The 22,042-nt window shown below is 73.6% G+C and carries 21 protein-coding genes and 1 other RNA gene; 11 read left to right on the top strand and 11 right to left on the bottom strand.

Translation table 11 applies throughout. The features are described from left to right. Positions 1-48 precede the first annotated feature (48 nt). Together E6R62_RS23955 and E6R62_RS23950 are read left to right on the top strand one after the other, a co-directional pair. Positions 49-1,125: a Zn-dependent alcohol dehydrogenase gene (locus tag E6R62_RS23955; RefSeq protein WP_136215582.1), complete on the top strand. Its 1,077-nt coding sequence runs from the start codon at positions 49-51 to the stop codon at positions 1,123-1,125. 23 nt (positions 1,126-1,148) lie between these two features. Further along, positions 1,149-2,090, top strand: coding sequence for a 3-oxoacyl-ACP reductase (locus tag E6R62_RS23950; protein ID WP_136215581.1), 942 nt, complete (start codon positions 1,149-1,151; stop codon positions 2,088-2,090). Between the two features lie 122 nt (positions 2,091-2,212). Here the strand turns inward: E6R62_RS23950 and E6R62_RS23940 are convergent, their stop codons facing one another. Then, on the bottom strand, positions 2,213-3,277 hold the full coding sequence (locus E6R62_RS23940; RefSeq protein WP_136215580.1) for a hypothetical protein: 1,065 nt from the start codon (positions 3,275-3,277) through the stop codon (positions 2,213-2,215). A gap of 186 nt (positions 3,278-3,463) precedes the next feature. Here E6R62_RS23940 and E6R62_RS23935 point away from each other — a divergent pair, with 186 nt between their 5' ends. Genes E6R62_RS23935 through E6R62_RS23925 form a run of 3 tightly spaced genes read left to right on the top strand, consistent with a single transcriptional unit; the run spans position 3,464 to position 6,359 of the window. Beyond that, positions 3,464-4,321, top strand: coding sequence for a Nif3-like dinuclear metal center hexameric protein (locus E6R62_RS23935; RefSeq protein WP_136215579.1), 858 nt, complete (start codon positions 3,464-3,466; stop codon positions 4,319-4,321). Further along, entirely contained in the window at positions 4,318-5,061 is a 744-nt protein-coding gene (locus tag E6R62_RS23930) for a zinc ribbon domain-containing protein (protein WP_206308828.1), read from the top strand. Before E6R62_RS23935 ends, E6R62_RS23930 begins: the two co-directional genes overlap by 4 nt. Then, positions 5,061-6,359, top strand: coding sequence for a bifunctional RNase H/acid phosphatase (locus E6R62_RS23925; RefSeq protein WP_136215578.1), 1,299 nt, complete (start codon positions 5,061-5,063; stop codon positions 6,357-6,359). Before E6R62_RS23930 ends, E6R62_RS23925 begins: the two co-directional genes overlap by 1 nt. Before the next feature lie 59 nt (positions 6,360-6,418). Here the strand turns inward: E6R62_RS23925 and rnpB are convergent. Further along, positions 6,419-6,820, bottom strand: an RNA gene (gene rnpB, locus E6R62_RS23920) — RNase P RNA component class A. 115 nt (positions 6,821-6,935) lie between these two features. After that, entirely contained in the window at positions 6,936-8,378 is a 1,443-nt protein-coding gene (locus E6R62_RS23915; RefSeq protein WP_136215577.1) for an RNB domain-containing ribonuclease, read from the bottom strand. A 217-nt stretch (positions 8,379-8,595) separates the two neighbouring features. On the opposite strand from E6R62_RS23915, the gene yaaA reads away from it, so the two are divergent. Then, positions 8,596-9,396, top strand: coding sequence for a peroxide stress protein YaaA (gene yaaA / locus E6R62_RS23910; RefSeq protein ID WP_136215576.1), 801 nt, complete (start codon positions 8,596-8,598; stop codon positions 9,394-9,396). Between the two features lie 39 nt (positions 9,397-9,435). Here the strand turns inward: yaaA and E6R62_RS23905 are convergent, their stop codons facing one another. Genes E6R62_RS23905 through E6R62_RS23895 form a run of 3 tightly spaced genes read right to left on the bottom strand, consistent with a single transcriptional unit; the run spans position 9,436 to position 11,723 of the window. After that, complete coding sequence (locus E6R62_RS23905) at positions 9,436-10,011, bottom strand: GNAT family N-acetyltransferase (RefSeq protein ID WP_240801850.1); 576 nt, start codon at positions 10,009-10,011, stop codon at positions 9,436-9,438. A 30-nt stretch (positions 10,012-10,041) separates the two neighbouring features. Beyond that, on the bottom strand, positions 10,042-10,917 hold the full coding sequence (locus E6R62_RS23900; RefSeq protein WP_136215575.1) for a PhzF family phenazine biosynthesis protein: 876 nt from the start codon (positions 10,915-10,917) through the stop codon (positions 10,042-10,044). Positions 10,918-10,961: 44 nt separating this feature from the next. After that, positions 10,962-11,723: an SDR family oxidoreductase gene (locus E6R62_RS23895; protein ID WP_136215574.1), complete on the bottom strand. Its 762-nt coding sequence runs from the start codon at positions 11,721-11,723 to the stop codon at positions 10,962-10,964. A 107-nt stretch (positions 11,724-11,830) separates the two neighbouring features. On the opposite strand from E6R62_RS23895, the gene E6R62_RS23890 reads away from it, so the two are divergent. Continuing rightward, positions 11,831-13,123 (top strand): Bcr/CflA family multidrug efflux MFS transporter, encoded by a 1,293-nt coding sequence (locus E6R62_RS23890; protein WP_136215573.1) that lies wholly within the window; start codon positions 11,831-11,833, stop codon positions 13,121-13,123. 59 nt (positions 13,124-13,182) lie between these two features. Then, positions 13,183-14,199, top strand: coding sequence for a small ribosomal subunit Rsm22 family protein (locus E6R62_RS23885; RefSeq protein WP_136215572.1), 1,017 nt, complete (start codon positions 13,183-13,185; stop codon positions 14,197-14,199). 30 nt (positions 14,200-14,229) lie between these two features. Here the strand turns inward: E6R62_RS23885 and ddaH are convergent, their stop codons facing one another. After that, positions 14,230-15,195: a dimethylargininase gene (gene ddaH, locus E6R62_RS23880; protein ID WP_368773871.1), complete on the bottom strand. Its 966-nt coding sequence runs from the start codon at positions 15,193-15,195 to the stop codon at positions 14,230-14,232. On the opposite strand from ddaH, the gene E6R62_RS23875 reads away from it, so the two are divergent. Both E6R62_RS23875 and E6R62_RS23870 read left to right on the top strand, forming a co-directional pair. Next, a complete protein-coding gene (locus E6R62_RS23875) occupies positions 15,194-15,910 on the top strand; it encodes a TetR/AcrR family transcriptional regulator (protein WP_136215570.1) in 717 nt (238 codons plus the stop codon). The two genes, ddaH and E6R62_RS23875, sit on opposite strands and share 2 nt — an antisense overlap. A 124-nt stretch (positions 15,911-16,034) precedes the next feature. Further along, complete coding sequence (locus tag E6R62_RS23870; protein WP_136215569.1) at positions 16,035-16,784, top strand: bifunctional DNA primase/polymerase; 750 nt, start codon at positions 16,035-16,037, stop codon at positions 16,782-16,784. Between the two features lie 75 nt (positions 16,785-16,859). On the opposite strand, the gene efeU is transcribed toward E6R62_RS23870, so the two are convergent. From efeU to efeO, 3 genes are read right to left on the bottom strand one after another with little or no spacing between them, the layout of a single operon-like run. Then, positions 16,860-17,732, bottom strand: coding sequence for an iron uptake transporter permease EfeU (gene efeU, locus E6R62_RS23865; RefSeq protein ID WP_136215568.1), 873 nt, complete (start codon positions 17,730-17,732; stop codon positions 16,860-16,862). A 25-nt stretch (positions 17,733-17,757) separates the two neighbouring features. Next, positions 17,758-19,041 carry an iron uptake transporter deferrochelatase/peroxidase subunit gene (efeB, locus tag E6R62_RS23860; protein ID WP_136215567.1) on the bottom strand — a complete coding sequence of 428 codons (1,284 nt, stop codon included), beginning with the start codon at positions 19,039-19,041 and terminating at the stop codon, positions 17,758-17,760. 35 nt (positions 19,042-19,076) lie between these two features. Next, positions 19,077-20,225 (bottom strand): iron uptake system protein EfeO, encoded by a 1,149-nt coding sequence (gene efeO / locus E6R62_RS23855; protein ID WP_136215566.1) that lies wholly within the window; start codon positions 20,223-20,225, stop codon positions 19,077-19,079. Positions 20,226-20,454: 229 nt separating this feature from the next. Here efeO and E6R62_RS23850 point away from each other — a divergent pair, with 229 nt between their 5' ends. After that, on the top strand, positions 20,455-21,114 hold the full coding sequence (locus tag E6R62_RS23850; protein WP_240801849.1) for a PhzF family phenazine biosynthesis protein: 660 nt from the start codon (positions 20,455-20,457) through the stop codon (positions 21,112-21,114). A gap of 216 nt (positions 21,115-21,330) precedes the next feature. Here E6R62_RS23850 and E6R62_RS23845 read toward each other — a convergent pair whose 3' ends face one another. Next, a complete protein-coding gene (locus tag E6R62_RS23845) occupies positions 21,331-21,978 on the bottom strand; it encodes a heme oxygenase (biliverdin-producing) (RefSeq protein WP_136215564.1) in 648 nt (215 codons plus the stop codon). Between the last annotated feature and the right edge of the window lie 64 nt (positions 21,979-22,042).

Genomic DNA, 22,042 nt, shown 5'->3' with positions numbered 1-22,042 from the left:
CCCCCCGGGTCCCGCCCACGCCCACGAACGAACCGAAGGAGCCGCACCGTGCGCGCAGCACTGCAGAGCGAGATCGGCCAGGACAAGCTGGAGGTCGTCGAGGACATGGAGGCCGTGGGCTTCGGCCCCGGCAAAGTCAGGCTCCGCATCAAGGCCACCGGCCTGTGCCACTCCGACCTGTCCGCGATGAGCGGCGTACTGCCGCAGCCCGCGCCCTTCATACCGGGCCACGAGGGCTCCGGCGAGATCACCGACGTCGGTGACGGCGTCACACAGTTGAAGATCGGCGACCGGGTGCTGGTGTGCTGGCTGCCCCCGTGCGGCCACTGCCCCTCCTGCAAGCGCGGCCAGGGCCACCTGTGCCTGGAGGCCTTCGGGAACGTCGCCACCCCCAACTTCCGTCGCGCGGGCCACGAGATCTTCGGCTTCGCGGGAACCGGCACCTTCGCCGAGGAGGTCGTCGTTCCGGCCGGGTGCGCGATACCGATCCCCGACGACCTGCCCCACGACATCGCCGCCCTGATCGGCTGCGGCGTGACCACCGGACTCGGCGCGGCGATCAACACCGCCAAGGTGGAGGCGGGTTCGTCGGTCGCGGTCATCGGCTGCGGCGGCGTCGGCATCTCCGTCATCCAGGGCGCCAAGGTGCAGGGCGCGGCGCAGATCGTCGCCGTCGACCCGGTGGCCTCGCGCCGCGAGGCGGCGCTGCGCTTCGGGGCGACGGAGGCGGTCGCGCCGGACGCCTTCGGCGACGCCAAGAACCGGATCACCGCCGGGGAGGGCTTCGACTACGTCTTCGAGGTGGTCGGAAAGTCCGCGACCACGCAGACCGCGTACGAGATGACCCGGCGCGGCGGCTCCGTCGTGGTGGTCGGCGCGGGAGCGCTGGACGACACCTACTCGATCAACATGTTCTCGCTGTTCTTCGACGAGAAGAAGATCCTGCCCTCGATGTACGGGGGCGGTGACGTGCTCCGCTCCTACGACCGCACCATCGCGTTGTGGCGGGCCGGCCGGGTGGACCTGGCGGGCCTGATCACGCACCGCGTGCGGCTCGGGGAGATCAACGACGCCCTCGACCAGATGCGTACGGGCGTGGCCCTGCGCACCTGCATCGAACTCTGAGCGCGACGAGAGGAATGCGGTAGATGTCACTGCCACTTGAGGGGCTCGGCGCCATCGTCACCGGCGCGGGCCGGGGGCTCGGCCGGGCCGAGGCGATCGAGTTGGCGCGGCTCGGGGCGAGCGTGGTCGTCAACGACTTCGGGCAGCCCGGCCGCGACGGCTCGGGGGAGGCGTCGGCGGCCCCGGCGCAGGAGGTGGCCGACGAGATCCGGGCCGCGGGCGGGCAGGCGGTCGCGCACCTCGGTGACGTGGCCGACTTCGCGCAGGCGCGCGAGCTGGTCGACCTGGCGGTGTCGAGCTTCGGCAAGCTCGACATCCTGGTCAACAACGCGGGCATCCTGCGCGACCGGATGGTCTTCTCCATGTCGGAGGAGGAGTGGGACTCGGTGATACGCGTCCACCTCAAGGGCCACTTCAACACCACCCACTTCGCCTCCGCGCACTGGCGGGAGCGATCCAAGGCCGCGGGCGGCCCGGTCTACGGCCGGATCGTCAACACCTCCTCCGAGGCCTTCCTCGGCGGCAGCGCCGGGCAGCCGAACTACGCGGCGGCCAAGGGCGGCATCGTGGGCCTGACCACCTCGACCGCCTTGGCCCTGGCCAAGTACGGGGTCACCGTCAACGCGATCTGCCCGCGCGCCCGTACCCGGATGACCGAGGACGTGTTCGCGGGCTTCCAGGAGCCGGAGGAGGGCAAGCTGGACGCCCTCGCCCCCGAGCACGTCTCCCCGTTGGTCGGCTACCTGGCCTCACCGGCCGCCGCGAAGGCCAACGGGCAACTGTTCGTGGTCCACGGCGGGATCGTGGCGGTCATGGAACGCCCGAGGGTGGCGGCCAAGTTCGACACCACCAAGGAGGCGTTCAGCTTCGAGGAACTCGACGGGCTCCTCACCCCGCACTACGAGTCCCGCCCGCCGAACGAGACCTTCGCCGCGACGGAGGTCCTGGGTCTCAAGCACGACTAGCCCGACGAGCCGACGAGCCGACGAGCTGACGAGCCGACGGGCCGACGGGCCGACGAGCCGACGAGCCGACGGGCCGACGGGCCCGACGAGCGCGACCGGCGGAACCCCGGCCGCGCCGGGGCTCAGTTCAGCGGGGCCTGCTGGAGCGGGACCGGTCGCGGGACGGTGGGCGCGGTGATCCGGACCGGGGGCGGCTGGGCCGCCGGCTGGATCAGGGTGGCGATCCCGCACGGCACCTCCGCGGTGGCGTAGGGCAAGCGCAGCACGCCCTGGGGGGTCCACAGGCCCGTGCCCAGCCACCCCGCCGGGGCGGAGATCCGGAAGACGTGCCGGTCGGCCGGACGCCACAGGGCGATGCCCTCGGGCACCCGCAGCGCGACCCCGCAGCTCTCCGGCATCAGCACCTGCCCCGGCTGCACCGCGAAGGGCACCGCGTCCGCCGCCCGCAGGCACTCCGGGAAACGGACCGGCCGCTCGCTGCCCAGCACCCCCCAGCCCAGCCGGGGCTCACCGGGCGCGTCCGAGCGGATCAGCAGCAGCCCGCTGTCCGGCTCGGCCAGCAGCAGCCGGTCGTCGCTGTCGTCCGCGATCTGGAGCAGCGGGGTCACCTGCCCGTCCCGGGCCAGGTCGACGGCCACCGCCTTGGTGCGGCCGTCCAGCTCGCGGTCCAGCGCCAGCAGTCGGCCCGCACGGTCCAGCCAGACGCCGCCCGAGCAGCGCCCGGGGACCCGGGCCACCCGCCGGGGGCCGCCGGGGGCCCCGGCGACCTGCCACAGCACGGTCTCCTCGGCGCCCACCGCGAGGGCGAAGGCGCCGTGTCCGTCCGGGGACGGCGGCAGCAGGAAGATCCGTACGTCCCGCGCCTCCGGCTCGATCGAACCCAGCGGCAGTTCGCCGGTGCGCGGCCCGACCCCGGCGCCGCCCGTCGGGTACAGCAGCGCGAAGGCGTGCCGGTCCGCGACCCGGCGGTGGATCAGTACCCGCCCGTCGGCCAGCGGCAGCACTTCGCTGTCCGCCTCCTCCGGCTGCGCGAGCGGCAGCGGAACCGCGTACGGCTCGGGCCCGGCCAGGGTCCAGCGCTCCGGGTACCGCGCCTGGCCCACCCCGGCCAGCCGCGCGGCGTACGCCCCGTCCGCGGCGATCGTGAACGCGGCAGCCGTCGTCATCTCGATGGCACAGACAGTCATCCGTGCGTCACCTCCGGTGAGGAAGCTAGTTTTCGCACTTCCTGCCGAACAACACGACCTTCCCCGCTTCACACATACGGGTGGCCACTCGGCGGTTCACGTGTGGCGCCGGGGGCGGTTGTGCTGTCGGCCGCCCGGTCCGCCGGCGCCGCGACCCGGGGCCGCCACGGACGGTAGCCTTGGCCCGTGCCCCGTCTCCGCGAAGTCATCGCCGCCCTCGACGCTCTCTGGCCCCCCGCGCGGGCCGAGCAGTGGGATGCCGTCGGAACCGTCTGCGGTGACCCCGACGCCGAAGTCACCCGGGTCCTGTTCGCCGTCGACCCCGTACACGAGGTCGTCGACGAAGCCGTCACGCTCGGCGCCGACCTGCTCGTCACCCACCACCCCCTCTACCTGCGGGGCACCACCACCGTCGAGGCGGGCACCTTCAAGGGCCGCGTCGTGCACACGCTGATCAAGAACGACATCGCGCTGCACGTCGCCCACACCAACGCCGACACCGCCGACCCCGGTGTCTCCGACGCCCTCGCCGGCGCCCTGGACCTGCGCGTCACCGGCCCCCTCGTGCCCGACCCGACCGACCCCGCGGGCCGCCGCGGCCTCGGCCGGATCTGCGAACTCGACCACCCCGAGACCCTGCGCGAGTTCGCCGCCCGCGCCGCCGCCCGACTGCCGCACACCGCGCAGGGCATCCGCGCCGCCGGGGACCCCGACGCACGGATCAGTACCGTCGCCGTCAGCGGCGGCTCCGGGGACAGCCTGTTCGCGCAGGTCCGCGCCGCGGGCGTGGACGCCTTCCTCACCGCCGACCTGCGCCACCACCCCGCGTCCGAGGCCCGCGAACAGAGCCCCCTCGCGCTGGTCGACGCCGCCCACTGGGCCACCGAGTGGCCCTGGTGCGAGCAGGCGGCCACCCAACTCGACGCGATCTCCGAGCGCCACGGCTGGGGTCTGCGTACCCACGTCTCGCGCATCGTCACCGACCCCTGGACGGCGCACGCGCCGTCCGTCACCTCCTCTACCAACCCTGGAGCCCCCAACTGAACGCCGAGCCCGCCGACCAGATCCGACTTCTCGACGTCCAGGCCCTGGACGTCCGGCTGTCTCAGCTCGCCCACAAGCGCAAGTCGCTGCCCGAGCACGCCGAGGTCGACTCCCTGACCAAGGACCTCACCCAGCAGCGGGACCTGCTCGTCGCCGCCCAGACGCAGGCCAGCGACGCCGCGCGGGAGCAGACCAAGGCGGAACAGGACGTCGACCAGGTCCGCCAGCGCGCTGCCCGTGACCAGGCGCGACTGGACTCCGGCACGGGCGTCTCCGCCCGGGACCTGGCCAACCTCCAGAGCGAGGTCGTCTCCCTCGCCAAGCGGCAGGGCGACCTGGAGGACGTGGTCCTGGAGGTCATGGAACGCCTGGAGGCCGCGCAGGCGCGCGTCACCGAGCTGACCGAGCGGGTCTCCGGCCTGGAGACCGAGCTCGCGGACGCCACCGCGCGCCGCGACGCCGCCACCGCCGAGATCGACGCCGAGGCGGCGGGCATCGCCAAGGACCGCGAGGTCATCGTGGGCTCCATGCCCGAGGCGCTGATGGCCCTGTACGAGAAGATCCGCGTCAAGCAGGGCGGCGTCGGCGCCGCGCGCCTGTACCAGCGCCGCTGCGAGGGCTGCCGGCTGGAGCTCGACATGGCCGAGGTCAACGAGATCAAGGCCGCCGCCCGCGACCAGGTCGTTCGGCACGACAACTGCGGTCGCATCCTGGTCCGTACGGCGGACTCGGGCATCTGATGCAAAGGCTCGTCCGGTTCGTCGTGGAGGCGGACGGCGGGTCCCGGGGCAACCCCGGGCCCGCCGGCTACGGCGCGGTGGTCCTCGACCCGGCCACCGGCGAGACGCTGGCCGAGCGCGCCGAGTACATCGGCGTCGCGACGAACAACGTCGCCGAGTACAAGGGGCTCATCGCCGGACTGAAAGCCGCCCGCGAACTGGCCCCCGACGCGGAGGTCCTCGTACGCATGGACTCCAAGCTCGTCGTCGAGCAGATGTCGGGCCGCTGGAAGATCAAGCACCCGGATATGAAGCCGCTCGCCGGCGAGGCCGCCACGATCCTGCCGCGTGCGCAGGTGACGTACGAGTGGATCCCGCGCGAGCGCAACAAGCACGCCGACCGGCTCGCCAACGAGGCCATGGACGCGGGCAGGCACGGCCGGCAGTGGGAGCCGTCCGCTTCCTCCGCCGCCCTGGACACCTCGGCGGCACGCGCCCTGGCGACCCCGCCGCCCGCGGGCCCTCCCGGCGACGCCACGGCCGGGGCGGCCGCCGTCCGCGCGGCGCTCGCCGCGTCCTCCTCCGTCGCGTCGGCGCCCGCCGCTGGGGTCGAACAGGCGGCGGACACCCTGTTCCCGGAGCCCGGCCCCACGACGACGGCGCCGCCGCCGTCCGCCGGCTGGGGTCCCGACATGGGCACCCCGGCCACCTTCGTCCTGCTGCGCCACGGCGAGACGGCGCTGACCCCGCAGAAGCGCTTCTCCGGCAGCGGCGGCACCGACCCCGAACTGTCCCCGGCCGGCCGCCGTCAGGCCGCCGCCGTGGCCGGGGCGCTCGCCGCGCGGGGCACCGTCGAGGCCGTCGTCAGCTCCCCGTTGCGCCGCTGCCGGGAGACCGCGCAGGCGGTCGCCGATCGGCTGGGACTGCCTGTCGTGGTCGAAGAGGGCCTGCGCGAAACGGACTTCGGCGCTTGGGAGGGGCTCACCTTCGCGGAGGTGCGGGAGCGGTTCCCGGACGACCTCCAGGCGTGGCTGGACTCCCCGAAGGCGGCCCCCTCGGGCGGCGGCGAGAGCTTCACCGCCGTCACCCGCCGGGTGTCCGCCGCCCGCGACCGCCTGCTGGACGCCTACGCGGGCCGTACGGTGCTGCTGGTCACGCACGTGACCCCGGTCAAGACGCTGGTGCGCCTCGCGCTCGGCGCGCCCCCGGAGTCCCTGTTCAAGATGGAACTGTCGGCCGCCTCCCTCTCGGCGGTGGCCTACTACGCCGACGGCAACGCCTCGGTCCGCCTCCTGAACGACACCTCGCACCTGCGCTAGCGCCTACGCGTCGAAGCCCCCGCCACGGTGTGGCGGGGGCTTCGACGTCGGCGTGAGGACAGACGAGCCGGCCTGTACGCCGGGTTCTGTCGCCCGGAGACCTCGCGGTCGCCGGGGAGACGGCCATCCATCTAGGACCGGCGTTGCCACCGGCCTCGTGCGGTCTACCCGCGAACTCGGGCGGGCAGCCCTCGAACGCTCGCGCAGGGTCGTCCGAGAACGACCCCTCTTGACCTTGCTCCGGGTGGGGTTTACCTAGCCGCCTGAGTCACCTCAGGCGCTGGTGGTCTCTTACACCACCGTTTCACCCTTACCGAGGGCCGAAGCCCCCGGCGGTCTGTTTTCTGTGGCACTGTCCCGCGGGTCACCCCGGGTGGGCGTTACCCACCACCCTGCCCTGTGGAGCCCGGACGTTCCTCGGCGGGACCCGGAGGTCCCGACGCGGCCGTCCGGCCGACTCGTCTGTCGTGTCGACCATGCTACCGGCTGTGCCGTCGCGGCTTGACCTGAGCGCGTGCGCGGGGACGGGACCTCGCGCGGTCCTCCCCGAGCGGGGGCGTCCTCGCGCGGTCGTCCCTAGGCGGGGGTGAAGAGGATCTTCGCCGTGCCGGGGTCGGCCCGGGTCAGGCGGACCCGGATGCGTTCGCCCAGCGGCAGCTCCGCCGTCGGGGACTCGACGCGGCCGACCACCGCCGGGTCCTCCAGGTGGACCGTGCCGACCCCCGGCTCGTGATCCTTGATGTCGATCACCGTCGCCTCGAAGGTCTCGCCGACCCGGTCCTTGAGCAGGGCCGCCTCCACCAGGTCCACGCACTCCCGCTCGGCCGCGTTGGCCCGCCGGGTGCCCTCCTCCATCTCGTGCGGCAGCGTCCCCAGCGCGCCCACGGCCCACTGCGGCGGCTCGACCCCGGCGGAGGCCGCCAGGCACAGCTCGCCGGCGTACCGGTCGACCAGCCGGCGCAGCGGTGCGGTGCAGTGCGCGTACGGCGCGGCCACGGCGGCGTGCAGGAGCGGATCGGGGGTCTGCCCGCCGGTGAAGGACGTGTACCCGGCGCCGCGCAGCAGGGTCGTGCACTCCTGGAGGAAGGCGGCGTGGTCGGGCCGGCGCGGGTCGAGCGAGCGGACCAGCTCCGCGTACGGGACGTGGTGGGGCCAGTCGATCCGCAGGGCCTTCGCCGCGCGCCGGAGCCGGCCCACCGCGCCGTCGGGGGCGCTGGGGAGGGTGCGCAGGATCCCGGACCCGGCGGCGAGCATGAGGTCCGCGGCGGCCATGCCCGTCATCAGGGAGATCTGGGCGTTCCAGCCGTCCGCGGGGAGCGGGGCCCGGTAGGTGAGGGAGTACGAGCCGTCCTGCTCGACGACCTCCTGCTCGGGCACGCCCAGCGAGATGCCGCCGCGCTCCGCCTCCAGGGTCTCGCGGAGCGTCCCGATGACCTTGAGCAGGGCCACCGGCTCCTCGGCCGTGCCGGAGTCGATGGCCTCCTGGACGCCGGCGTAGTCGAGCTTGGCCCGGCTGCGGACCAGGGCCCGGCGTACCTCGGCGGTCTCCACCCGGCCGTCGGAGTCCAGGTCGAGCCGCCACACGAGCGCGGGGCGGGTCCGGTCGGGCAGCAGGCTGGCCGCGCCCTCCGAGAGCGCGACCGGATGCAGCGGGACCTTCTCGTCGGGGAAGTAGAGCGTGGTGACCCGCCGGTGCGCTTCGGCGTCGAGGGCTCCGCCGGGAGTGACGAAGGCGGCGACGTCGGCGATCGCGTAGTGCACGCGGTAGCCGCCGGAGGGACGTTTCGCCAGGTGCATGGCCTGGTCGAGGTCGACGGATTCGGGCGGGTCGAGGGTGAAGAAGGGGATGCCGGTGACGTCGGTCGAGGGGAGGCGGGGGTGCGCGGCGGCCTGTTCGGCCTCGGCGAGCACGGCGGTGGGGAACTGCGCCGGCACGTCCAGCCTGGTCCGCAGTTCGCGCAGCGCGGTCCGCAGAGCAGCCCCGTCTGCGCCGGTCATGTGCAGATGACGGCGTGGCATGGACCGAGCCTAGGGGGGACGGGGCCGGGCTGCCCGTCGAGCCCGCCGCGCGGCCCCGCCCCCGGCCCCGCGTCCGCTGCGGCTCCCTCGCCCCGCGTCCGCCGCCGGCCGTCGTCGAGCCCATGGTGTGGACGCGTCGAGCCGCTTCCGGCACGCCGTCTACGCTGGGCGCCGGGGGCCGCACCCCCGCGCCGTGCCGTACCGAAGGAGAACCACCGTGCTCGTGCTGCTGCCGCCCTCCGAGGGAAAGGCCGCCGGGGGCTCCGGCGCACCGCTGGACCCGGGGGCGCTGTCCTTGCCGGGTCTGGCCGGGGCGCGGGCGGCCGTGCTGGACGAGCTGGTCGAGCTGTGCGCGGGCGACGAGCCGAAGGCACGCGAGGTGCTGGGCCTGAGCGAGGGCCTGCGCGGCGAGGTCGCCAAGAACGCCGCGCTGCGGTCGGCGGTCGCGCGGCCCGCCGGGGAGATCTACACCGGGGTCCTGTACGACGCCCTCGACCTGGCCGGCCTCCCCGACGCCGCGCGGGCGACGGCCGAGCGGTCGCTGCTGGTGTTCTCCGGGCTGTGGGGCGCGGTGCGGATCACGGACGCGATCCCCTCCTACCGGTGCTCGATGGGCGTCAAACTGCCGGGCCTGGGCGCCCTGGGGGCGTACTGGCGGGCGCCGATGGCGGAGGTCATGCCCGAGGCGGCCGGGGACGGTCTCGTCCTGGACCTGCGCTCTTCCGCGTACGCGTCCGCCTGGAAGCCGAAGGGCGAGCTCGCCGGGCGCACCGCGACCGTGCGGGTGCTGCACTCCCAGATGGTCGACGGGGTGGAGAAGCGCTCGGTGGTGAGCCACTTCAACAAGGCGACGAAGGGCCGACTGGTCCGGGACCTGCTGCTGGCGGGCGCCGTCCCGGGCAGCCCCGCGGAGCTGGTGGAGGCGCTGCGGGAGCTGGGGTACGTGGTGGAGGCGCGGGAGCCGGGCAAGCCGGCGAAGGCGTGGGCGCTGGACGTCGTGGTGACACAGATCCACTGAACCGGATGCCGCAGCCCGGCCGGCCGACCCGGGCCCGCGCTACCACAGGCGGTCGGTCGTCCCCGGGTACAGCGGGACCCGGGCGCCCGTGAACAACGCGCGGGCGGCCGCCGCGTGCGGGGTGAGGAAGGCCGCCAGGACGGACTTGTCGAAGCCCGGCCGGTCGCTGGGCAGCGGATCGTCCGGGGTGCCGCCGAGCAGGACCGTGCCGGGCAGGCGTTCGAAGCCGGCCGCCTCGTAGAACGGGGTCAGCTCCCGGTCGCAGCTGAACAGGGCCAGGTCCACGCCGGGGTCGGCGGCCAACACCTCGCGTGCCGCCGTCACCAGACGCCTCCCTAGGCCCCGCCCGCGCAGGTCCGGCCGGGTCACCACCGAGCTGAGCCCGGCCGCGCGGTAGGTGGCGCCGCCGAGCCGGATCTCCTTGTGCAACAGCGTCAGGCAGGCCGCCACCGCCCCCTGCCCGGCCCCTTCCCGCAGCAGCACCGTGCGCGGGGCCAGAGCCGGGTCGTGGCCCGACCCCGCGCCGGGCCAGGCCGCCGCCTCCAGCGCCTCCACCTGCGCGGCGAGCCCGGCCGGGAGCACCTCGTACGGGAGCACCTCGCACACGCCGATCACGCGGTAGGGCCCCTCACCCGGCCGCGCCCGTCACGCGAGGGCCACCGCGGCGCCGCCCACCCGGACCCGGGCGTCGCCCGGCCGCAGCTCCACCGTCAGCACCCCGGGCCGGCCCATGTCCTCGCCCTGGCGCAGCGTCAGCGTGGCGGCGTCCGGGACGAGCCCGAGCTCGCGGGCGTACGCCCCGAACGCGGCGGCCGCCGCACCGGTGGCGGGGTCCTCGACGACGCCGCCGACCGGGAACGGGTCCCGTACGTGGAACAGCTCCGGGCCCTCCCGGTGCACCAGTTGGACCGTGGTGAGGTCCAGGCGGCGCATCAGCGCCTCCAGCCGGTCGAAGTCGTAGTCCAGGTCGGCGAGGCGGGCACGGGTGGCGGCGCCGAGCACGAGGTGGCGCGCCCCGGCATAGGCGATCCGCGGCGGGAAGGCCGGGTCGAGGTCGCCGGCCGGCCAGTCCAGGGCGGCCAGCGCCTGCGCGAGGTCCTCGGGGGAGACGGCCTCCGTGTGCGGCTCGACGCTGGTCAGGACGGCCCGCAGGCCCCCGTCGGCCTCCGTCACCGAGACCGGTACCCTCCCCGCGGGGGTCGCGAAGACGAGTTCGCCCGGACCGATCCGCTCGCCCAGCGCCACGGCGGTGGCGACGGTGGCGTGCCCGCAGAAGGAGACCTCCGCCTTCGGGCTGAAGAACCGCAGGGTGAAGCCCCGTCCGGGCTCGGCGTCCAGGTCCCGGGGCGGGGCCGTCAGGAACGCGGTCTCGCTGTAGCCCAGCTCCGCGGCGATCGCGAGCATCGCCGCGTCGTCCAGCGCGCTCGCGTCGAGCACGACCCCGGCGGGATTGCCGCCGGCCGGGTCGGTGGAGAAGGCGGTGTAGCGCAGGACCGGGGTCGGTGCCGTCGTATCAGTCATGATCAGCCCAACTCCCAAGGCACCGGCCGTCATTCCCGGGCCGCTCAGCCCCGCCCGATGTACGGCATGGCCGTCGCCATCACCGTCGCGAACTGCACGTTCGCCTCCAGCGGCAGCTCCGCCATGTGCACCACCGTGCGCGCGACGTCGGCGGCGTCCATCACCGGCTCCACGGCCAGCTGCCCGTTGGCCTGGAGGATGCCGCTACGCATCCGCTCCGTCATCTCGGTCGCCGCGTTGCCGATGTCGATCTGCCCGCACGCGATCCGGTACGGGCGCCCGTCCAGCGACAGGGACTTCGTCAGGCCCGTCATCGCGTGCTTGGTCGCGGTGTAGGCGACGGAGTTGGGGCGCGGCACGTGCGCCGAGATGGAGCCGTTGTTGATGATCCGGCCGCCCTGCGGGTCCTGCGCCTTCATCAGGCGGAACGCGGCCTGAGCGCAGAGGAAGGAGCCGGTCAGGTTGACGTCCACGACCGAGCGCCAAGCCTCGTACGTGATGTCCTCCAGCGCTACGCCGCCCGGGCCGAAGGTGCCGGCGTTGTTGAAGAGCAGGTCGAGCCGCCCGTACCGGGCGCGGACGGCCCCGAAGAGGGCGTTCACCTCGTCCGGGTCGCTCACGTCCGCCGGTACGCACAGCACGTCGGCGTCGTTCCCCGCCGCCTCGGCGGTCTCCTCCAGGGGCCGCGGACGGCGCCCGGCCACGGCCACCGACCAGCCCGCGCCCGCCAGGGCGAGGGCGACGGAGCGGCCGATGCCGGAGCCGGCCCCGGTCACCACAGCGATCTTCTTCCCAGGTGCGTTCATGGGGCCGCAGAGTACGTCACACCGGACATTCGAACACGGACGTTCCGACAGCTGAGAGCATGGGCCGGTCAGGGGTGCGAAAACACACGAAGAGAGTGGAGTCCCGCATGTCGGAGAGAGCCCCCGGGACGGCCCGCGAGCGGAAGTCGTCGTCCGTCGCCCGGAGCTCACCTCCCACGGCGCGCCGGACGGGTCTGCTGGTCACCTTCATACTCGGCGGGCTGACCGCGCTTCCCCCGCTGTCGATGGACATGTACCTGCCCGCGCTGCCGCAGGTCACCTCCGCCCTGCACAGCCCGGCCGCCACGGTTCAGCTGACCCTCACCTCCTGCCTCGCCGGCATGGCCCTGGGCCAGCTCGTGATCGGCCCGATGAGCGACAAGTGGGGCCGTCGGCGCCCGCTGTTGACCGGCATGATCGTCTACGTGCTGGCCACCGCCGTCTGCGCGCTCGCCCCCAGCACCGAACTGCTCGTCGGCTTCCGGCTGGTCCAGGGTCTGGCGGGCGCCGCGGCGATCGTCATCGCCCGCGCCGTCGTGCGCGACCTCTACGACGGGGTCGAGATGGCCCGGTTCTTCTCCACCCTGATGCTCATCTCCGGCGCCGCCCCGATCATCGCCCCGCTCATCGGGGGCCAGGTGCTGCGCTTCGCCGACTGGCGCGGGGTCTTCGTCGTCCTCACCGCCGTCGGCACGGCACTGACCCTGGTGGTGTGGCGCCGGCTCGACGAGACGCTGCCGCCCGAGCGGCGCCACACCGGCGGCGTGGGCGCCGCCCTGCGGACGATGCGCGGGCTCCTCGGCGACCGGGTCTTCGCCGGGTACACCCTGGCCGGCGGCTTCGCGTTCGCGGTGCTCTTCTCGTACATCTCCGCCTCGCCGTTCGTGGTGCAGGAGATCTACGGGGCCTCGCCGCAGCAGTTCAGCCTGCTGTTCGGGCTGAACTCGGTCGGCCTGATAACGGTCGGTCAGATCAACGGCAAGCTGCTGGTGGGCCGGGTCAGCCTGGACAAGGTGCTGGCCGTCGGGCTCGCGGTGATCACCGCGGACTCCGTCGCGCTGCTGTTGATGGCGGGCGGGGCGTTCGGGAAGGTCGGGCTGCTGCCGATGGCGGCCGGGCTGTTCGTGCTGATGTCCGCGATGGGCGTGCTGATGCCGAACACCAACGCACAGGCACTGATGCGCACCCCGCACGCCGCCGGATCGGCGTCCGCCCTGCTCGGCACCTCCTCGTTCCTGGTCGGCGCGGTCGCCTCGCCGCTGGTCGGGATCGCGGGGGAGGACACGGCGGTGCCGATGGCCCTGGTCCAGCTCGTCTGCGCGCTGCTGTCGGCGGCCTGCTTCCTGGGGCTGTGCCGTCCCTGGCAGCCCCGGGAGCCGACGCCGGCGGCCGGGACGTAGCGGGCGCCGGGGCACGGCGGCCGGGGCGCGGCCCGCGCCCGGCGCCGTAAACTTCCCAGGTGAACGCCTCCGCCGCCCTTCCCGCTTCCGGTCCCACCACCGCCGAGACGCTGCGCTCCGCGCTCGGCGGCCTGCTCGACGGGCTCCCGCCGAAGCAGGCCTCGGCCGCCGTCGAGCGGCTGATCGCCAACTACCGGGGCACGACACCCACCGACGTGCCCGTGCTGCGCGACCGCTCGGACGTGGCGGCGTACGCGGCGTACCGCATGCCGGCCACCTTCGAAGCCGTACGCTCCGCCCTGGACGCCCTGGCGCAGGCCGCCCCGCGGTGGACGCCGGGCTCGCACGTCGACGTGGGCGGCGGCACCGGCGCCGCCACCTGGGCGGTGGACGCCACCTGGGACGGCCCCCGCACCACGACGGTCCTGGACTGGGCCGAGCCGGCGCTGGCCCTGGGCCGGGAACTGGCCTCCGGCTCCTCGTCGCCCGCGCTGCGCGCGGCCGAATGGCGCCGCGCCGTCATCGGCTCCGGGATCGCGCTCCCCGAGGCGGACCTGGTGACCGTGTCCTATGTGCTCGGCGAACTCACCCCCGACGCCCGCCGGGCGGTCGTCGCCGAGGCGGCCCGCGTCGGTCGGGCCGTGGTACTGATCGAGCCGGGCACCCCCGAGGGGTACCTGCGCGTCCGCGAGGCCCGCGAGCAGCTGATCGAGGCCGGGCTGACGGTGGCCGCGCCCTGTCCGCACGACGCGGCCTGCCCGATCGAGGTCGGCCGGGACTGGTGCCACTTCTCGGCGCGGGTCAGCCGGTCCTCGCTGCACCGGCAGGTCAAGGGCGGGTCCCTGCCGTACGAGGACGAGAAGTTCAGCTACGTGGCCGCGACGCGTTTCCCCGTGGAGCCGGCCGCCTCCCGGATCACGCGCAGGCCGCAGATCCGGAAGGGGCTGGTCCTGTTGGACCTGTGCGGTCCGCCGGAGGCCGGCCTGACCCGGGCCACCGTGACCAAGCGCCACGGTGACCTGTACAAGGCGGCGCGGGACACCGACTGGGGCCGGGAGTGGCCGCCCGCCCCCTGAGCCGGACCGGGCCGCCGGGTCAGGGCCCCGTCAGGGCCGCAGCTCCTGGGTGCAGCACTTGACGCTGCCGCCGCCCTTGAGCAGCTCGCCCAGGTCCATCGGGATCGGCTCGAAGCCCCGCTCGCGCAGGGGTGCGAGCAGGCCGGCCGCGGCCTGGGGGAGCAGCACGTGCAGGCCGTCGGAGACGGAGTTCAGGCCGAAGGCCGCCGCGTCCTCGGCGTCCACGATCAGGGCGTCGGGGAACAGCCGCCGCAGGACGGCCTGGCTGCCGGGCGAGAAGGCCTGCGGGTGGTACATGATCTCGTCGCCGTCGAGGACGCACAGGGCGGTGTCGAGGTGGTAGAAGCGCGGGTCCACCAGGTCGAGGCCGATGACGGGGCGGCCGAAGAACTCCTGTGCCTCGTCGTGGGAGAGCGGACTCGAGCGGTACCCCCGGCCCGCCAGGATGTAGGTGGCGGTGACGGCGAAGTCGCCCTCGCCCTCGTTGATGTGGGACGGCTCGTGGATGTCCCGGAAGCCGTGGGCCCGGAACCACTCCAGGTGGATCTCCGCCTCGGCGGAGCGCTCCGGGTAGGCGAAGCGGGCCCCGAGCACGCGGCCGTCGATGACCAGGGCGCCGTTCGCCGCGTAGACCATGTCGGGCAGCCCGGGGTGGGGCACGAGGGTCTCGACGGTGTGGCCGAGTGAGCGGTAGCGGTCCCTCAGGTCTTCCCACTGGGCTTGTGCGAGGGGCAGGTCCACCGGTTTCGCGGGGTCCATCCACGGGTTGATGGAGTACGTGACCTTGAAGTGCGCGGGTGGGCACATCAGGTAGCGCCGGGGTGTGGCGTCTCTGCGCAAAGAAGGCTCCTCACGACTGACTCGCGGTGCGTGTGCTGTGCGTGTGCAGAGAATCGTCCCTCCTGGACGGGGACCGCGCAGTGAACTGATTGGGTGGTTTATCGGAATGACCGGAACCGGAAGACGATCCGTCTCGCATTGATACGTTGTGGGCATGAGCAGGACCGCCCACGCCAAGACGTCCGGGGTCGACGCGCCCCGCACGAAGTCGCCCGAGATCCAGACGGCCGCGGTCAAGACGCCCGAGGCCAAGACGCCCGATCCGAGCCGTCGCAGCGACCGGTCCCGGCGGGCCATCCTGGACGCCGCCCTCGCGCTCGTCGGGGAGGTCGGCTACGACAAGCTGACCATCGAGGCCATCGCCGCCCGCGCGGGGGTCGGCAAGCAGACCATCTACCGCTGGTGGCCCTCGAAGGCGTCCGTGCTGCTCGACGCCTCGCTCGCGCTCTTCGGGGAGGCGGAGGCCGACGTCGGCCGGACCGGCTTCCCGGACACCGGAGACCTCGCGGCGGACCTCAAGCTGGTGCTGCGGGCGACGGTCGACCAGTTCGACGACGAGAAGTACGCGGCCCCCACGCGCGCCCTGACCGCCGCCGGGGCCACCGACCCCGAGCTGGGCGCCCGCTTCACCGGCCAGTTGCTGGAGCCGCGGCTCGCCCTGTACGAGGACCGGTTGCGGACGGCCCGCGCGGCCGGACAGCTGGCGGAGGGAGTCGACCCCCGACTGATGACGGAGATGCTCCTCGGCCCCCTGACGTACCGCTGGCTCCTGCGGACGGGCCCGCTGACGCACGCGTTCACGGACGCCCTGGTGGACGCCGTGTTGGGCGGCGCGGTGCCCGCCGGGGCCCCGGCCGCGACCTCCGCGTGACCGAGAACATATGGCCGAATTCGGCGGTTTTGGGGGGCCCGATCCGGGGGTGCGGTCACCCGGCGCCCCGGAGGGTGGGACCATGGGGAGGTCCGCCGGGGGCAACGGTGAGGTGAGGGGATAGATGGGGTCCGAGTCCGGCCGCGTCAAACGCGGCGAGCAGAGCAGGATTTCCCAGTGGCTGCGTCGCCGCGCGAAACCGGCTCCCGAAGACCCGGGCAGGGAACGCGAGGCCCTCCTCCTGGCGGTCGCCGCCGCCGGCCTCCCGATCGCCCCCGCCGCCCACCCGGCCGGCTACCGATGTTCTTGCGACCGCATCGGCTGTCCGACGCCCGCGCGGCACCCTCTCTCCTTCGCCTGGCAGACTCAGGCGACCACCGACCGCGCGCAGGTCGAACGGTGGGCGCGCGACCAGCCCCAGGCGAACTTCATCACCGCGACCGGCATGGTGCACGACGTCCTGGACGTCCCGCTCGACGCCGGACGAGACGCCCTGAGCCGCCTGCTGGCGGCCGGCGTGGACGTCGGCCCGGTGGCCGAGTCCGGCGGTACGGGCGACCAGGCCCGCATGCTGTTCTTCACGGCGACCCGGGGGACGCCGGAGGACGAGGACGAGTGGTGGCCCTGCGAGCTGGACTGCCACCCCGAGACGATGGACGAACACCCGGGCCTGCGCTGGCACTGCCGAGGCAGCTACGTGCTCGTCCCGCCGGCCTCCCTCCCGGGGGGCCAGAGCGTCGCCTGGCTGCGCGGCATCGACCACGTGCTGCCGGACCCGCTGACGCTGCTCGAAACCCTGACCGACGCCTGCGCGCAGTACGCGGGAACCTCCGAGCAGACCCCCGCCGCCGTCGCCTGGCCACTGGGCCGCTGACGGCGTAGACGAAGACGGGCCGGACGACAGCTGTCGTCCGGCCCGTCTTCGTCTACGCCCCGCAGGTGCTCGTCGTCAGCCCCGCGCGTCCGCGGCGGGGGCGCCCGCCGGCTGCCGCTCCGCGGGCTCGCCCTGGCCGCCCCGGCCCTTGGCGGCCGTCGGGGCCAGGAACAGGCCGAGCACCGCGAGCAGGTACAGCACCCACACCACCAGCTGGACCACGGTCGGGTCCGGTTGGAAGTTGAGGGTTCCCTTCAGCAGGGTCCCGTACCAGCTGTCCGGCGGGACCGTGTCGCTGATGTCGAACGCCTTCGTCAGGATGCCGGGCAGGAATCCGGCCTCCTGGAGGTCGTGGATGCCGTACGCGAGAACGCCCGCGGCGACCACGACCAGCATGCCGCCGGTCCACGTGAAGAACTTGGCGAGGTTGATGCTCAGGGCCCCCCGGTAGAACAGCCAGCCCAGCAGCACCGAAGTGCCGATGCCCAGCAGCACGCCGGCCAGCGGGCCCGCGCCGTCACCGGCCGCCTTCACCGAACGCCACACGAACAGGGAGGTCTCCAGGCCCTCGCGGCCCACCGCGAGGAACGCCGTCGTGACCAGCGCGCCGGTGCCCATCGCGAGCGCCGCGTCCAGCTTCCCGTGGAGCTCGGCCTTCAGGTGCCGCGCGGTGCGCTTCATCCAGAAGACCATCCAGGTCACCAGGCCCACCGCGACGACGGACAGGGACCCGCCGATCGCCTCCTGCGCCTCGAAGGTCAACTGCTCGGTACCGAATTCGAGCGCGGCGCCGAAGCCGAGGCTGAGGGCGGCCGCCAGGCCGACACCCAGCCACAGCGGCCCGAGCTTGTCCTTGTGGCCGGTCTTCACCAGGTAGGCGATGAGGATGCAGACGACGAGGCTGGCCTCCAGCCCCTCGCGCAGACCGATCAGATAGTTGCTGAACACGTGGTTCCTCCTACGGGCTACGGGTCTACGCGAACAGCGTCCGGCCCCACCAGTCGTCCTTGTCGCGGACGCCCGGCGGGACGGCGAAGACGGCCGAACCCACGTGCTGGATGTATTCGTTGAGCGCGTCGTTCTTCGACAGGTTGCGCTGTACCGGGATGAACCCCTTGCGGACGTCCCGCTGGTAGGCGAGGAAGAACAGGCCCGCTTCGAGGCGGCCCAGCCCGTCCGTGCCGTCCGTGAAGGAGTAGCCGCGGCGCAGGATCGTCGCGCCGCTGTTGCTGTCCGGGTGGGCGAGGCGGACGTGCGCCGAGGGCTTCATCGCCTTGAGGAAGGGCTCGTCGCGCTCCTTCGACTTGCCGACGGGGGCGCCCTCGCCCTTGTCGCGGCCGAAGACGTCCTCCTGCTCCTGGAGCGAGGTGCGGTCCCAGGTCTCGATGTGCATCCGGATGCGACGGGCGACCAGGTACGAGCCTCCGGCCATCCAGGCGCTGCCGTCGGAGGCGGCCGCCCAGACGTGCTCGTCCAGCGCGGCCCGGTCGGTGCCCGAGACGTTCCGGGTGCCGTCCTTGAAGCCCATCATGTTGCGCGGGGTCTGCGCGTCCGGGGTGGTGGACGAGGTCTTGCCGAAGCCGAGCTGCGACCAGCGGACCGCCGTCTTGCCGAAGCCGATGCGGGCCAGCTGGCGGATGGCGTGCACGGCGACCTGGGGGTCGTCCGCGCAGGCCTGGACGCAGAGGTCGCCGCCGGAGCGGGCCGGGTCCAGGTTGTCGCCGGGGAACTGCTCCAGGTCGACCAGGGCCTCGGGGCGCTTGTCCTCCAGGCCGAAGCGGTCCTTGGCGAACAGGCCGGGGCCGAAGCCGATGGTCAGGGTGAGCCGGGAGGCCTTGAGCCCCAGCGCCTCGCCCGTGTCGTCCGGCGGGGCCTCCGGGAGGCCGCCGTAGCCGCCCTCGCCGACGGGGTGACCGGCCGTCATCAGCCGCGCCGCCGCCGTCCAGTCCTTGAGGAGCTGGATCAGCTCCCCGCGGTCCTTCGTCTTCACGTCGAAGGCCGCGAAGTGCAGGCGGTCCTGGACGGCGGTGGCGATACCGGCCTGGTGCTCGCCGTGGAAGGGCACGGCCGCCCCGGTCGAGGCCGCGGGCACCACGTCCGTGCCGCCGCCGAACGCCGCGACCGCGCCGCCGGCCGCGGCGGCGCCGAGCGCCAGCCCGGCCCCGCCCCAGCCGAGCAGGGCACGCCGCGAGGGCGCCTTGGCCCCTTCCCGGGCGTCGTCGCGCTCTTCCACCGTCACCGACTCCGAGTCAGTCATCCCGTGCCTCCCGCCTGCTCCGCTGTTCCCGACCGTTACTTCGCGACCGCCGCCGCCAGCTTGGACAGCGGCTCGGCCAGCGCGTTCACGGCGTCCGAGAGCTCCTTGCGCTCCGCGTCGCCGACCTTGTCGTAGGAGGTGAAGTCGTAGCCGTTCTTGTCCGCGCGGTGCTTGTCGAGCAGCGTGTCCAGCGCGGCGAACTGGGAGTCGAGCGTCTTGACCAGCTCCGCGTCGTTCTTCGCGGCGACCGGCTTGAGCAGCTCGTACGCCTTCTGCGCGCCCTCGACGTTGGCCTTGAAGTCGATCAGGTCGGTGTGGCTGTAGCGCTCTTCCTCACCCGTCACCTTGCCGGTGGCGACCTCGTCGAGGAGCTCCTTGGCGCCGTTGGCCATCGAGGTGGGGGTGATCTCCGCCGTGCCGATCCTCTTCTGCCAGTCGGTCACGTCGTTCATCAGGGTGTCGGCGAGCTTCTTCTCGTCGTCGCCGATCTTGTTGTCGGCCCAGAGCGACTTCTCCAGGCGGTGCCAGCCGGTCCAGTCCTTCGCGGGGTCCTGGCCCGCCTCCAGGCCGTCCTCGCGGACGTCGATCTTCGGGTCGATGTCGCCGAAGGACTCCGCGACCGGCTCGGTGCGCTCCCAGCCGAGGCGGGAGACGGCGTAGGCCTTCTTCGCGGCCTCGACGTCGCCGGCCTTCACCGCGTCCACGAAGGTCTTGGTGGTGGGGAGGGAGTCGTCGGCCTGCGCCTGGACGTACTTGCGGTACTCGGCGACGGCGGCGTCCAGCTCGGGGCTGCGCTTGGCCGCGGCGCCGCCGGTGGCCTTGACCTTCTGGCGGATGCCGTCGCCCTTCATGCCGGGCTTGCAGTTGACCTCGTAGTCGCCGGCCTTGATCTCGGCCGTGATGGTGGCCTTGGTGCCGGGGCCGATGTTCTCGCGCTCGGCGACGATGCGGTCGTCCGGGAAGAGGACGTAGACCTCGGTGACCTTGGAGCCCTTGTTGTCGACCTCGATGGTGACCTTGCCCGCCGGGAACTCCTTCTTGGAGATGTCGCAGGCGCTGTCGGAGGCGGCCACCTGAATCGTGCCCTCGGCGCCCGCCGCGCTCTTCTCGGCGCAACCGGTGACGGCGGTGAGCGCGGCCACTGCGGCGGCCGCGGTGACGACGGTGAGGCGGGCGGGGCGCATACGGGCTCCTGGCGGGTCTGGCGTTCGGCAGAAGGCCGCCCCGTCGGGTGGGGGCGGCCGGGTGAGGCGGACCTAACTTAACCGAGGCTTACCTGACCTCGGACCGCGCGTCCAGTGATTCGGCGCACACAGGTCGCCGCCGGACACGAGGTCGTCACGGCATCACCACCGGTGGCCCATGGAAAGGTCAAGCGGAGGTAAAGTGGGGTGCCCGTGCTTGAATGCCGGGGTGAATGATCTCGACCTGCTTTCCGTCTTCTGCGCGGGCGACGGCCGTCACGGCAATCTGCTCGGCGTCGTGCGCGACGGCCGCACCTGCCCCGACGACGCCTCCCGGCAGGCACTGGCGGCGGAGCTCGGATACAGCGAGACGGTCTTCGTGGACGACCCCGAACGGGGGATCGTCGACATCCGCACCCCCGGCACCCGGATGGACTTCGCGGGCCACCCCCTGGTCGGTGTCGCCTGGCTGCTCGACATCGAGGAACTCCGGCCGCCGGTCGGCACCGTCTGGGCCCGCGACGACGGGGAGTTCACCTGGATCACCGCCCGCCCCGAATGGGTCGAGGGCAAGCGCACCGAGCAGTACGCGAGCGCCGCCGAGGTGGAGGCGCTGCCCGCGCCGCCGCCGGGCGAGGGCTGGCTGTACGCCTGGGCCTGGGAGGACGAGGCCGCCGGACGCATCCGGGCCCGGGGGTTCCCGCGCCGCCCGGACGGGGCGATCACCGAGGACGAGGCCACCGGCTCGGCGGCGATCCTGCTGACGGCGGAGCTCAACCGGGCCCTGAACATCACTCAGGGCGCGGGCTCCCAGATCCTCACCGCCCCCGGCCCGGACGGCACGATCGAGGTCGGCGGCCGGGTCCGCTTCGCGCGCCGGGAGCCCTGACCGGGGCCGCTTCCCCGGGCCTCGGCCCGGGGAAGCGGCCACGTGACGGCCCCGGGTGGCGTCCACGTGATGGGCCCGGGTGGCGGCCGAGCGCCGGACCGCCCGACGCCCGCGGCGTTCTCCGCGGTCCTCGGTCCGCGACAGGGGCCCGGGGTCCCTACCGCCCGGAGCGCCGCCCGGCCGGCGCGGGCGCCCCGGGAAACGCCCGGGCGGGGCTCACGCACTCAGCGGGAACTGCTCGCCCAATTCCCGGAAGACGGCGCCGTTGAGGTCGAACGCGTGCTTGCACTCATCGATGATGCGCTGCTTCTCCAGGTCGTCCGCGACGATCGCGTCGAGCAGTTCCCGGTAGTCCCGCTTGAAGGCGGCCGGGTTCGCGATGTCCGTGAAGACGTAGAAGCGCACCCCGTCGCCCTTGCGGGCGAAGCCCCAGGTGCGCTCCGCCTTGTCCCGGATGATCTGGCCGCCCGACAGGTCGCCCAGGTACCGGGTGTAATGGTGGGCCACGTACCCGCCGGGCCAGGACGCCGCGCACTCGGCGACCCGGGCCGCGTACGCGCGCGTCGCGGGCAGGGCGGAGAGGCTCTCGCGCCACCCCGGGCCGCGCAGGTGCGCCAGGTCGCGCTCGATCTGCGGGACGCGCATCAACTCGGGCCGGATGAACGGACCGGCCACCGAGTCGCCCCGCAGCGCCCCGGCCGAGTCCTCGAGCGCCCGGTAGACGAACCACAGCTGCTCGGTGTAGCGGGCGTAGGCGACCACGCCGAGCCGGCCGCCCAGCAGGTCGCTCATGAACGTCGAGTTCTCGGCCTCGGTGTGCTGCGCGTGCGAGGCGACACGGATGGCGGTGGAAAAGGCGTCCAACGCGGACCTCCGAGGGTCATCGGAAAGAGCGCGGGCGGGCGCACGGCGGCGCCGCCGCCCCGAC

Origin of the sequence: Streptomyces sp. A1136 (genome assembly GCF_004795055.1) — a bacterium.
In the GTDB taxonomy this organism is placed as follows: domain Bacteria; phylum Actinomycetota; class Actinomycetes; order Streptomycetales; family Streptomycetaceae; genus Streptomyces.
This window is presented reverse-complemented; position numbering and strand designations above follow the sequence as displayed.

Excerpts from the sequence above, each read along its gene's own strand:
- ddaH (WP_368773871.1), bottom strand. The coding sequence starts at position 15,195 with ATGCCCACAACGTATCAATGCGAGACGGATCGTCTTCCGGTTCCGGTC.
- E6R62_RS23870 (WP_136215569.1), top strand. The coding sequence starts at position 16,035 with ATGGGGTCCGAGTCCGGCCGCGTCAAACGCGGCGAGCAGAGCAGGATT.
- E6R62_RS23950 (WP_136215581.1), top strand. The coding sequence starts at position 1,149 with ATGTCACTGCCACTTGAGGGGCTCGGCGCCATCGTCACCGGCGCGGGC.
- E6R62_RS23875 (WP_136215570.1), top strand. The coding sequence starts at position 15,194 with ATGAGCAGGACCGCCCACGCCAAGACGTCCGGGGTCGACGCGCCCCGC.
- E6R62_RS23895 (WP_136215574.1), bottom strand. The coding sequence starts at position 11,723 with ATGAACGCACCTGGGAAGAAGATCGCTGTGGTGACCGGGGCCGGCTCC.
- efeO (WP_136215566.1), bottom strand. The coding sequence starts at position 20,225 with ATGCGCCCCGCCCGCCTCACCGTCGTCACCGCGGCCGCCGCAGTGGCC.
- efeB (WP_136215567.1), bottom strand. The coding sequence starts at position 19,041 with ATGACTGACTCGGAGTCGGTGACGGTGGAAGAGCGCGACGACGCCCGG.
- E6R62_RS23925 (WP_136215578.1), top strand. The coding sequence starts at position 5,061 with ATGCAAAGGCTCGTCCGGTTCGTCGTGGAGGCGGACGGCGGGTCCCGG.
- E6R62_RS23940 (WP_136215580.1), bottom strand. The coding sequence starts at position 3,277 with ATGACTGTCTGTGCCATCGAGATGACGACGGCTGCCGCGTTCACGATC.
- E6R62_RS23900 (WP_136215575.1), bottom strand. The coding sequence starts at position 10,917 with ATGACTGATACGACGGCACCGACCCCGGTCCTGCGCTACACCGCCTTC.
- E6R62_RS23915 (WP_136215577.1), bottom strand. The coding sequence starts at position 8,378 with ATGCCACGCCGTCATCTGCACATGACCGGCGCAGACGGGGCTGCTCTG.
- E6R62_RS23890 (WP_136215573.1), top strand. The coding sequence starts at position 11,831 with ATGTCGGAGAGAGCCCCCGGGACGGCCCGCGAGCGGAAGTCGTCGTCC.